At 57.2% G+C, this 11,600-nt stretch carries 8 protein-coding genes; 2 read left to right on the top strand and 6 right to left on the bottom strand.

Going from position 1 to position 11,600, the window contains the following annotated elements:
• Window positions 1–195: 195 nt before the first annotated feature.
• Window positions 196–801, bottom strand: coding sequence for an HDIG domain-containing metalloprotein (locus EIK79_RS17360; RefSeq protein ID WP_124957004.1), 606 nt, complete (start codon window positions 799–801; stop codon window positions 196–198).
• Between the two features lie 2 nt (window positions 802–803).
• The gene (locus EIK79_RS17355; protein WP_124957002.1) at window positions 804–1,523 is read right to left on the bottom strand and encodes an EthD domain-containing protein; all 720 of its coding nucleotides are present in this window, start codon (window positions 1,521–1,523) and stop codon (window positions 804–806) included.
• Between the two features lie 227 nt (window positions 1,524–1,750).
• On the opposite strand from EIK79_RS17355, the gene EIK79_RS17350 reads away from it, so the two are divergent.
• On the top strand, window positions 1,751–3,307 hold the full coding sequence (locus EIK79_RS17350; RefSeq protein ID WP_124957000.1) for a S8 family peptidase: 1,557 nt from the start codon (window positions 1,751–1,753) through the stop codon (window positions 3,305–3,307).
• Window positions 3,308–3,383: 76 nt separating this feature from the next.
• Here EIK79_RS17350 and EIK79_RS17345 read toward each other — a convergent pair whose 3' ends face one another.
• Window positions 3,384–4,163: an IclR family transcriptional regulator gene (locus EIK79_RS17345; RefSeq protein WP_124956998.1), complete on the bottom strand. Its 780-nt coding sequence runs from the start codon at window positions 4,161–4,163 to the stop codon at window positions 3,384–3,386.
• A gap of 557 nt (window positions 4,164–4,720) precedes the next feature.
• Between EIK79_RS17345 and ppc the strand changes: the two genes are divergently transcribed.
• Window positions 4,721–7,414, top strand: coding sequence for a phosphoenolpyruvate carboxylase (ppc, locus tag EIK79_RS17340; RefSeq protein WP_124956996.1), 2,694 nt, complete (start codon window positions 4,721–4,723; stop codon window positions 7,412–7,414).
• Window positions 7,415–7,924: 510 nt separating this feature from the next.
• On the opposite strand, the gene EIK79_RS17335 is transcribed toward ppc, so the two are convergent.
• From EIK79_RS17335 to EIK79_RS17325, 3 genes are all read right to left on the bottom strand, one after another.
• Complete coding sequence (locus EIK79_RS17335) at window positions 7,925–9,619, bottom strand: thiamine pyrophosphate-binding protein (protein ID WP_124956994.1); 1,695 nt, start codon at window positions 9,617–9,619, stop codon at window positions 7,925–7,927.
• Window positions 9,620–9,685: 66 nt separating this feature from the next.
• Window positions 9,686–10,684, bottom strand: coding sequence for a TIGR04024 family LLM class F420-dependent oxidoreductase (locus tag EIK79_RS17330; protein ID WP_124956992.1), 999 nt, complete (start codon window positions 10,682–10,684; stop codon window positions 9,686–9,688).
• Window positions 10,681–11,451 (bottom strand): SDR family NAD(P)-dependent oxidoreductase, encoded by a 771-nt coding sequence (locus tag EIK79_RS17325; protein WP_124956990.1) that lies wholly within the window; start codon window positions 11,449–11,451, stop codon window positions 10,681–10,683. The genes EIK79_RS17330 and EIK79_RS17325 overlap by 4 nt, the downstream gene beginning before the upstream one ends.
• Window positions 11,452–11,600: the final 149 nt, after the last annotated feature.

The raw sequence follows: 11,600 nt of genomic DNA, 5'->3' as shown, positions 1-11,600 counted from the left end.
AGCGTGTCCGTTCGTCGACACCTGCCAACCGAAGGAGGACACACCGCGATGGGCTCCGATAGCCCCGAGAACCGCTCCGAGACGCTGATCTAACACCACCGCCGTACGGGACGCTAAAACCATGTCCACCAACATATTTCAACAAAGTGGTGATAGATACTTAATGGTTCCGTGGCTGTGGTTCACACAGATAGGTCACTGTGTATGGCTGTACTCCTCAATCCACTCTTGGAGCGTGATCCCCATTGTTGCTTGTGTGATGGCGTTCGATGAGGCTGCGTTCGCGCTTTTGACGAGTTCGGCTTCGAGCGTTCGCGCGGGAATCTCGCCGTGGTAATGTGGGATCGCTCGCTGCACCGCAATCGGACAGCCAACTTCGTGGGCGAGTGCGTACCCCGAAATGGAGTGTGGAATCACACTGTCGGCGTACCGGTGGCGATCGGGCGCATCAAGAAGTGATGGATCCACGTGCGCAGTGTATTCATAACACTTTCCGACATCGTGTAAGAGACAGGTCCCAATCACCACGTCCGAATCCGGGGTGGCACCGTGACGAGAGCGTTGGACTGCCATCGATTCGAGTGCGATTTCAGTCACACCGCGAACGTGTTCAACGGTGTTTACCTCGTGAATGTTCCATGCGTAGGGAATGTCCGCGATGTCGCGCCACCCCCCGCGCTCCAATCCGAGCACCCACGCCTTGGAGACCTGTTCTCGGAGGTGGTCGTCCTCGATCTGTTCGAGTTCGGGAAAGGCGTTTCGGACCTGCGTCTCGTGCGGTGAATTGTCGGGTTCAGACATCGCTATTCGGTTTCGTCTTTGATGAGTCGTTCCTGACCGACAAAGCGAGGACGATCCTCAATCGAAAGGAAATTGTCTACGTCGTCGCGGGGAGCGGCCGCTTTCGGGTGGTCCGGGTCGTAGTCGCGGGAGGATTCGTGTCCCAATCCAGCCCGGAGTGCGTCCAATTCTTCGAAATACAGCTCTGCGATCCCATCGAACTCCGCGTGTTCGGGATCGGTCGGAGTAACACGGGCGTACCGGACGACACCCGGAATCTCCCGCGCAAGCGGAACGTGTTCGTTCACCCAGTGATCGAGAAACGCGTCGTGACTCAACCCGTCCTTGCGGACGAGAAACGCCGAGTGTTTGTACAGTCCTTCGGTGTCGCCATCGACCGTGTCCAACTCGACGGTTTCCTCACCGATCAACCGGGGACGCCGTTCCACGTCGAGAAAATTATCTACATCCGTTCGGGCTTGTGCCGCCACGCGGCGTGACGGGTCGTAATCCCGTGATCCCTCGCTTCCAAGCGCGTCGTACAACGCGTCTACCTCTTCGAAGTACAGCTCTGCGATCCCATCGAACTCGGTTGCCGTCCGGTCGACCGGCAGAACCTGGTGATAGCGCACGACACCCTCGATGTCGCGGGCGATCGGCGTATGGGTCTCGCGCCAGTGGTCAAGAAACGCGTCGTGACTCAGCCCCGCCTTTCGGACGAGAAGGGCTACGTGTTTGTACATCCCAGCAACCATTGGTATACTATCCTGATAAAACATAGGGCCGAACACCACTAGTGGAGCTAGCCACTCCCTGATCAACGTTTGAGTGCTGTTTCATACCGTATACGAACTAATAGTAACTAGATAATCACGGATGTAACTCTATATGCAATATTAGATCAAGAATTTAATATGAATTATCATAAGGAAAAGTTTTATATTATAGTGAACTAACCATTGTGCTGGGTATGCGAGAAGATCACTCTGTAAACAGGCGACGATTCTTACAACTGTTAGGACTGTCCGGTCTCGCAAGCGCCGCGGGGATATCAGTAGCAACACCGAGCCGAGAGCCGGGACCAAAAGCCGATGAGCTACTAGTCGGTGTGAGTGCGACGGCGAGTAGTCCACGTGCGTCAGTTGAGTCGCACCTTCCAAGCGAAGCGAGCGTCGTTCACGAAAACGATACCTTGGGATACGTCGCTGTGGAACTTCCCGATCACGCCAGCGACCAGGCCCACGACGCCCTGAAACAAGCCGTTGAGAGCCGGGGGGTGGTGAAGTACGTCGAACCGAATGCGACCCACCGGGCGTTTTACACGCCGAACGATCCACAATACGGTGATCAGTACGCCGATCAGATGGTGAACGCCCCTACTGCGTGGGACGACACGCTGGGTGACTCGGGCGTGACGATCGCTGTTGTCGATCAGGGGGTGAAATACGACCATCCAGACTTATCGGGAAACATGGCTAGTGATCCGGGAGAGGACTTCGTTGACGGCGACGGAGATCCGTATCCAGACAACCTATCCGAAGAGATCCACGGAACACACGTTGCCGGGATCGCAGCCGCTAGCGTTGACAACGGCACAGGGGTGTCAGGGATCGGGAATTCAACAATCATCTCCGGGCGTGCACTAAGTGAAAGCGGGTCTGGTTCGACCAGTGACATCGCGGACGCCGTCGAATGGGCAGCCGACCAGGGGGCAGACGTGATCAACCTCTCACTCGGCGGCGGCGGCTACAACCAGACGATGAAAAACGCCGTCTCGTATGCCACTGACAACGGGGCACTCATCGTCGCAGCCGCAGGGAATTCCGGGAGCCGTGGTGTCTCCTACCCGGCGGCGTACAGCGAATGCGTGGCGATCTCGGCGCTCGATTCCGACGGCTCACTCGCGTCGTATTCCCAATACGGAACGGACATCGAACTCGCTGCGCCGGGGACAGACGTTCTCTCGACGTGGACCGACGACGGCTACAACAGGATTTCCGGTACGTCGATGGCGACCCCAGTAGTCGCGGGCATCGCAGGACTCACCCTCGCCAAATGGGGACTCACCAACAGTGAACTCCGGAGCCACCTCAAGAACACCGCTGTCGACATCAACCTTTCCAGCGACAAACAGGGGAGTGGCCGCGCCGACGCCGGCAACGCGGTCACTACTGAGCCTGGAGATGGAGGGGGCGGTGGCGGCGGCGATTCGACAACGGACAGCGTTACGAGTTCACTATCTGGATACTGGGACAGCAGCTGTCACTCTTGGAACTGGGAGTTCAGCGATCCGACCCAAATCGTCGTTGAACTCGACGGACCGTCGAATGCTGACTTCGACCTCTTTGTCAACGAAGGGACGGGGAGCTGTCCATCCAGATCGAACTACACGCACAACTCCTGGTCGAACAACAGTCAGGAATCTATCACGATAGACAATCCAGACACAGCAGCCGCTCTGTACGTGCTTGTCGACTCCTACAGCGGGAGCGGAGAGTACACACTCACTATCACCGAATACGCGTAGGAACGCCCAACAATCATTTTCGAGACGAACACCCACTCGGCGGATCCACAGCGATACCGGCAGGCGATCGTGGGGGCTACCCGTCCGAAGAGTAGCGAAGATGGATGTGTATCTCGTCGATGGTGGCGAGCAGCTGATCCGGGAGCCGGGTCCGAAGGAGATCACCTTTAACCCGATTCGCAGGGCCTGAGATACTGATACTCCCGATCGGATCGCCGTTCCGATCACAGATCGCTGCGCCCACCGCGTTCAGTCCCTTGATCGATTCACCGATATTGAAGGCATAGCCTCGTTCCTCAATCGTCGCCAGCTCACTAAGCAGTGTATCCGGATCGGTGATCGTGTTCGATGTCTGTTCAGGAAGCCCCCTGCGTTCGATGATCGCCTCACGTTCCTCGGCGGGGAGTGCCGCGAGAATCGCTTTACCGGCCGCAAGTTGATGGAGAGAGCGGCGTTGTCCGATCCGTGCTGACGTTTTGAGCGGATTGTCACCGAACGCTTTGTACAGATGCACACTGAAATCCCCCTCCTTTGCGACCAACCAGACTTTCTCGCCAGTGTCCGCTGCCAATCGATCGACAGGCTCGCGGGCGACATCGAAAAACGGAACGCTGTCCCGAGCACTGATGCCGAACTGGAGAAATCGAAGGCCGATGTGGAACGTCCCGTTATCTCGGACGACGAAATCGTTGGATTCGAGCGTGAGAAGGTGCCGGTGGATCGTGCTCCGGGCACTGGCTAACTCCTCCGCCAACTCCCCGAGTGTAAGCCCATCGCTCTGTTCGAGTTGTTCGAGAATCCGAAACGATGTCTCGGTCGTCGTAACCGCGCGGTTCGGGCCGTTTGTGTTCGTCATAGTTCGTGTTAGACGATGAATGGTATAATTCTTATCCGGTACGTAAACTTACGTCCGAGAAACTTGGATCACGGAAACGACATCGTTACGAGTGTACTGATGTAACCACCTCCCGAAACGTGACGGCGTTGTGCCACATTAGACAGCAACAGTGAATGATAGTATTATGGTGAGACCTGAAATACACCAATACAGTATCATAGTGTGCAGTCACAACCATTCTCGATTTTGTTGTGCCACTAAACATTGTTAAAGAGAGGCGCAAGACACGAATCATAGAAATACAGTAGTAGAGGCCCCCTGCAAAGCAATTGGATGTTTTCATCCGGACCGTGCAACAGTAGGTCACTGCCGCCCCATCATTAGTAATATCCAAATTATATCACATCTATCATAGTTAGAATTAGTATATTTTCAGTTGTGGTTTATTCTGTGCTCAGCTGCTTAGCGAGACAAACTGGTGTGGACACTCATCTCCTCGCTGTGATCATCATAAACAATCTACAGAAATTGTCCGTAAACGAGAAAGTTTAATAGATCGGTCACAGATTGGTGGTATGGCATTGCACAGCAGAGATGTCCGTCAAGACGTTCGTGAGCTTGGGGCATTGCTTGGAGAGGTGTTAGAAAGCCAAGCGTCGGAAGGAGCGTTCGACGCAGTCGAATCGCTGCGGACGACAGCAATCGACTACCGTCGTGGCGAGCGGGAGTCACGAGCAGCGTTGCACGAGGATCTCATGGCGCTGGCACCCGAGCGCAGGCGGAGTGTTGCTCGGGCGTTCACAACGTATTTCGAGTTAATCAACCTCGCAGAAGAACGGGAGCGAATCCGTTCGATCCGATCTGCGTCCCAGAACCAGGAACTTGCGGGCAGTTTTTCGGACGTAGCCACTGCGCTGAACGACGTTGACGAGTCGACAGTACAGCAGATCGTAGACGACGTGTTGATCGAGCCGACGTTCACCGCTCACCCAACAGAGGCACGACGAAAGACGATCAAAGCCAAGCTTCGCTCGATCGAATCGATACTCGAAACGCTCGATGAGCGGACACTGACAGATATCGAACGAGAGCATCTCGAACGGGAGCTACACACCGAGGTGACGAGCCTCTGGCAGACGGCGCAGGTCCGCAGCCGTCGGCCGACGCCAGACGACGAAGCCCACAACGTGCAGTGGTATCTCGAACACGTGCTGTTCGACGTGGTTGGTGACGTGTACACGGAGTTCGAATCAGTGTGTGAATCGGATATGGCTGCGTCGATTGACGTGCCAAAGCTGTTCGAGTTCCGGTCATGGGCAGGGAGTGATCGGGACGGAAACCCTCACGTGACCCCGGAAGTAACGTCGAGAACCCTGGCTCGCCAACGCGAAATCATACTTGAGCGGTACCAAGACGCACTCGATTCGTTGCGACTGGTGTTGAGCCACGACCGCACGCGGTTATCGTTGGGTCCGGAGTTCCGCCACTCTCTTGAGAAGGACCGGGAGGAACTGCCCCAGGTAGCCGACACGGCCGCAGAGGCGTACTCAGACGAGCCATACAGACAGAAAATCCGATTGATGAGTGAGCGCCTCGACCGGATCGGTGATGTTCGTCCCGGCGGCTACCCAGACGCCGCGGCTTTCGCTGAGGACCTGACGGTGCTAACCGAGAGCGTCCGGAATAACGGTGGTGAGGCGATCGTCGAGTCTCACCTTGCGCCACTCCAACGGCAGGTCGACACGTTCGATTTCACGCTTGCGAGTTTAGACCTTCGAGATCACCGCGAGAACCACACCGCGACTGTGGGCGAACTACTCCAACGCGAGGGGGTCGAGTACGAGAATCGCAGCGAGTCCGAGCGCGTCGAACTACTCACTGACTCGATCATCCAAGCAGAGTCGGTAATTGATCTCACCGACACTGCGGAACTGTCAGAAACGGCAGCGCGCGTCTGCGAACGGTTCGTTCGGCTCGCTGACTGGCAAGCCGAGTACGGAAGCAACGCGATCGACACGTACTGTATCAGCATGACCGAACAGCCTAGCCACGTCCTCGAAGTGCTGTTTTTAGCGGATCAGGCCGATGTCGTTTCGCTACCGGATTACGCCGGAATCGACGTGGTGCCGCTGCTGGAGACCAAACACGCGCTTTCGAACGCTCGGGAGATCATGGGTACTCTCTTCGAAAACGAGGCGTACGCGCAGGCGCTCTCACTCCGGGGAGACACCCAAGAGATCATGCTCGGCTACTCCGATTCCAACAAGGAAAACGGCTTTCTCGCCGCGAACTGGGCGCTGTACCGCAATCAGCGCCGCCTCGGAAACATCACCGAGGAGTTCGATATAGACCTGCGTTTGTTCCACGGTCGAGGCGGCTCGATCTCGCGGGGCGGCGGGCCGATGAACGAAGCCTTACTCGCGCTCCCGCCTGAAACGGTGACCGGCGAGGTCAAATTCACCGAACAGGGCGAAGCGATCGCAGAGAAATACGCCAACCCCCGGATCGCGGAGCGTAACTTAGAACAGATGCTCACAGCTCAGCTTCGCGCCCGATTGGAGACAATGCAGGAATCCAAAGCGCCGATCCAATCACAGTGGGTCGACGCGATGGAAACGATGGCAGACACCGCGCGCGAAGCCTATCAGGATCTCCTCACGACCGACGGATTCGTCTCGTATTTCGAGCAGGCAACGCCGATCCCGGTGATCGAAACGCTCAATCTCGGTTCACGACCGGCGTCGCGCTCGGATGAGCGATCAGTCGAAGACCTGCGGGCGATTCCGTGGGTGTTCTCTTGGACTCAGTCGCGGTGTATACTGCCGGGCTGGTACGGTCTTGCGACAGGCATTGAGAGCTATCTCGAGAACGGCAACGTCGAAACGCTCCAGGAGATGTACGAACAGTGGCCGTTCTTCCGAACGACACTCGATAACGCCGCGCTTGCGATCGCGCGTACCGATCTGGAGATCGCCGCCGAGTACGCCGACCTCGCTGACGACGAACTCCGCGATCGGATCTTCCCGCTGCTGTCCGACGAACACGAACGCGCTCGAGAACTCGTCTTAACGATCACAAATCGTGATCACCTCATCGACCGCGAGTGGCTGCGAAAGAGCCTCAAACGACGTAATCCATACGTCGATCCACTCAACCTCCTGCAAGTCCAACTCCTCGGAACGGACCCAGATGACCGCTCGCCCGAAGAAGAACGTGCGCTCCGACTCACGGTGAACGGGATCGCTGCTGGAATGCAAAATACCGGCTAACGAACCAAAGCCGGTCGAGTAAATCCTAACTGTGTACGGTACTCGATTCGGCTCAGCGAACTCTGTTGTGCTACTGATCACTGTGTATTACAATGGTAACAATGTAATAGCTACTGCTGAAAGGGGAAAACGAGCGGACACTTGTCTGCCTCCAGAACGTGAACAGCGACCAGCACCCTGGACGCCACACGCTAACTGTACATAATTTATTGTATTCTTCTTCTACTGTGTCTCGGGCGGATGCGTTCGGGATCACATCAGGGATTGTACGGAACCCACCCGAGACAAAGAAGCATGTATAACAGCTATTGTCTATCGTAAATTCAATACAATTATCTTGGAAATACACCTATGTTATCGTGGTTTTCGTCGACGTTCGTTATACACAACTATTTTATATTTATCGGATTGCGTGTCAATCAGCTCACTATCAAAACGGTAGCTGAGTAATTATTCTATCGATCAGTTCTGCTGGCGTGAAATACAACTGTTTTATTATTTCACGACGAGTTAATCGTGAACGAGTACATCGAGTACGTCGGGTCCAGAATTAGAGAGCGCCGTCTCAAGGGCGGGACGGATCTCCGCAGGTGTCTCGACGCGGTGCCCGCGCGCCCCGTGACTTTCCGCGTTTGTGACGATATCAACGGGCGGGTCGAAATCCATACCGACGAACGTGTGATCCTCATCAGTGCCGCCGAAGATGGCGTTGGTGTTGTCTTTGAGAATACGGTAATTCCGGTTGTCAGGGATCACGACCGTGAGGTCGAGATCGTATCGGGCGGCGGTGTACAACGCGTGTGGATAGTACAGGTACGATCCGTCGCCTACATAGCCGATCACGTCACGTGGATTCGCCTGCTCGCCCTCAGCAAACGCCGCTCCGAGCGAGGCCGGAAGACCGTAGCCTAATCCGCCGCCCTTGTTCGAGAGGAACTGTCGTCGTTGGAGCGGCCACCGGGTTAACAAGGGGTATTTGGCGGTAACCCCCTCGTCGACGAGAAAGCAGTCCGGAGCGACCGCGGACAGCGCGTCGACGAGGTCGGCTTTGGACGCTCGGGTTTCCTCGGGCGGCGTTTCGTCTTCACCCATCGACTCGATCATTCCCGATAGCGACTGTTTCAGTGCCCGTACAGATTCGAGGCGTTGATCGTGCGTCTCCGCTGAAAGCCGCTCTTGAACGCGCGTCGTGAGATCATCCATGACGAGACCGGGATCCCCGATGACGGCGACATCAGCGGGCTGGCGCTTGCCGATCTCCAGAGGGGCGTCGGTGATATGAACACAGGTGGTCGTGTCTTCAACGAGATCGGTCTCGTGACGCAACAGGGTGGTGTTGGTCGAACAGCCCACGAAGACGATGGTATCTGTGTCCATGAGCATCGACGCAACGCCTTCGTTCGGTGGGATATGAGAGATCCACTGGTCGTGATCACCGGGGAAGTTCACCTCACACGCGAGGATTTCCCCGTGAACTCGCGCGCCGCTCGCTTCGGCCAGCGCCACAGCTGCATCGACAGCACCAGCGCGGGCGACGTGGTCACCGACAACCAACACCGGGTCGTCGGCCTCGGTGAGCGCGTCGGCTGCCGCTGCGATCTGTGCTGGATCACCCCGTCCGGCGTTCGGGATCGCGCCGAGTCGTTGTGGGGCGTCATCGGTCTCAGTGAGCATCACATCCATCGGTAATCCGAGAAAAACAGGTCCCGTCGGCGGCGTGAGCGCGGTCCGAAACGCCCGCCTAAGCAACAGTGGAAGGGCACTCACGTCGGTTACTTCCGCGCTAAACTTCGTGAACTGTTCGACCATCGCCTTGAGATCGCCTGACAACAGGGGTTCTTCGTGGCGGAAATCCAATTCGTGATTTCCGGCGGTGAGAACCACGGGCGCACCTGCCCACTGGGCCGCATACAGGTTCCCCAGACCGTGAGCGACGCCGGGGGTGATGTGCAGATTGACGACGCCGACCGGTGGCTGGCTGCTGGCGTCATCACTGTAGTGATGGTAGCGGCGCGTGCTCGCGTAGCCGGCAGCCATTCCGACGGCGATATCCTCGTGGAGACCGAGAACGTATTCGAGATCGCTCTCAGCGATGGCGTTCAAAACGGGCAGTTCGGTAGTGCCCGGATTGCCAAAGACGCGCGAAACGCCGTACTCCGCGAGCGTGTCCACGAACAGTTCTGCGCCGGTGTACGAATCACTCATACGCGATTCCTCCGATCGTTCGGGAACGGGTGTGTGGTCATCGTTGTCGTTGGACTAATCAGAAACTTACGGAGCGAGCGCAGCTAAGGTACTGTCGATGTCGCTCGGTTCGGCTGCCCGAGGGAACGAAACGGAGATTGCGTCGACGCCGTCGATCGCTGTGAACCGTTCGAGTTGGTCGCGGGCCTGCTCAGGCGTGCCTGCGACAGCGAGTTGTTCGAGCAGCGCGTCAGGAATCGCGTCCATTGCCCCCTCACGATCGCCATTGTTCCACCGCTCATGAATCTCGTTGGCAGCCGTCTCGTATCCCTGCCGAGCGATCGTGTCACGGTAGAACGTCCCCATACCACCGACATAAAACGCGAGGTGTTGTTTGACGAGCGAGAGCGATCGGTGTGCGTCCTCGGTGGCGCAGCAGGTGAGCGAGAGCGTCGTTCGTAGCTCAGCGGGATCACGATCAGCGAGTTCTGCGCCACGCCGGAGATCGTCCAGTCGGCTTTCTACGCCCTGAGGCGTTAGCATGATCGCGTGCCAGCCATCAGCGAATCGACCGGCGAGTTCCACCGCCTTGGGACCCATCCCGGCTGCGTCGATCGACGGTTGTGGATCGGGCGACGCACACCGGAGACGGAACCCGGACAGTTCGAACTGTTCGCCGTCGTACGTCACTGTTTCATCCGACAGCACGCGTTTGACGATCTCGATCGTCTCTCTTGTCCGACGGAGAGGATAATCGAAGGAGACACCATGCCAGTTCTCAATGACGATCGGCCCGCTGGGTCCGAGACCGAGACGAAACCGCCCGTCGGACACCTCCTGTAGCGTGGCCGCTGTCTGGCCGATGAGTGCGGGCGAACGGGAGTACACCGGCATGATCGACGCACCGATGCCGACGGTATCAGTCCGCTCGGCAAGAGTGGTGAGTAGCGTTACCACATCTCTCCCCCACGTTTCTGGCATCCAGACGCGATCGTATCCCAGCGACTCGGCACGCGTCGCCTGTTCGCTGAGGGTGTCGACGCTGGGTTGTGAAGCGACGGGAAGCGAGACGTCAATACGTGTCATACGTCGGGCGATTCCATGATATCGGGTACGCCCCGAGCCGTGATGGTTTCGCCGGTGATGTAGGAGGACGCCGGAGACGCAAGGAACTGGACGGTGTCAGCGATCTCCTCGCTCAACCCGATCCGTCGGTCGACAGTCTCTCTGTCGATTTCGTCGGCAGTCACTCCCATCTGCGATTCGACGCCCGGTGTCGCAACGAATCCCGGTGCGACGCAGTTCACGCGAACGTCGTCGCTTGCCCATTCGAACGCCAGCGTCCGAGTGAGATTGACGACCGCAGCCTTCGCTGCTGCGTAGTGGCTCATGTACGGCGCGCCCTCGGTCCCAGCAACGCTAGCGAAGTTGATGATGTTGCCGTGGCCCTGTTCGCGCATCTGCTCGCCGGCAACCTGCGTGCAGTGGTAGGTGCCATGGAGATTGATGTCGACGATCGTTTTCCAGCCGTTCTCGGAGATGCCTTCAAAGTTCGCCATGAAGCTCGCTCCGGCGTTGTTCACGAGCACGTCAACACCACCGAACTCCTCGACGGTCGCCGCTATCAACGCCTCGACAGCATCGCGCTCTCGGACATCACACGCCACGGCGATCGCCTCACCCGGACCGTCGATCTCCGCAACGACATCGTCAATCTTCTCTTGGGACCGCGAGGAGACGACCACGTTCGCACCGTCGGCCACAAGACGTTCTGCAGTAACCTTCCCGATTCCTTGTGAGGAGCCGGTGATAACGACAGTTTTTCCCTCGACACTGAACTGATTGGTTTTCATGTTCCTGTCACCATATTCATCGTTGTTCTCCATTGTTCGTTAAGAAAGACAGTATATAAACAACAGTGATTCCGGTACCGACCGCCGGTTTCGTCACTCCACTTTTTTTGCGTGAGCGGTGAGCAAAACTCACCGCTCACGCAAAAAAA

The organism is Halocatena pleomorpha (genome assembly GCF_003862495.1).
GTDB lineage: Archaea > Halobacteriota > Halobacteria > Halobacteriales > Haloarculaceae > Halocatena > Halocatena pleomorpha.
This window is presented reverse-complemented; position numbering and strand designations above follow the sequence as displayed.

Bases quoted from the DNA above. Each gene is read 5' to 3' on its own strand.
- EIK79_RS17350 (WP_124957000.1), top strand. From the start codon at position 1,751: ATGCGAGAAGATCACTCTGTAAACAGGCGACGATTCTTACAACTGTTA.
- EIK79_RS17360 (WP_124957004.1), bottom strand. From the start codon at position 801: ATGTCTGAACCCGACAATTCACCGCACGAGACGCAGGTCCGAAACGCC.
- EIK79_RS17355 (WP_124957002.1), bottom strand. From the start codon at position 1,523: ATGTACAAACACGTAGCCCTTCTCGTCCGAAAGGCGGGGCTGAGTCAC.
- EIK79_RS17335 (WP_124956994.1), bottom strand. From the start codon at position 9,619: ATGAGTGATTCGTACACCGGCGCAGAACTGTTCGTGGACACGCTCGCG.
- EIK79_RS17345 (WP_124956998.1), bottom strand. From the start codon at position 4,163: ATGACGAACACAAACGGCCCGAACCGCGCGGTTACGACGACCGAGACA.
- EIK79_RS17330 (WP_124956992.1), bottom strand. From the start codon at position 10,684: ATGACACGTATTGACGTCTCGCTTCCCGTCGCTTCACAACCCAGCGTC.
- ppc (WP_124956996.1), top strand. From the start codon at position 4,721: ATGGCATTGCACAGCAGAGATGTCCGTCAAGACGTTCGTGAGCTTGGG.
- EIK79_RS17325 (WP_124956990.1), bottom strand. From the start codon at position 11,451: ATGAAAACCAATCAGTTCAGTGTCGAGGGAAAAACTGTCGTTATCACC.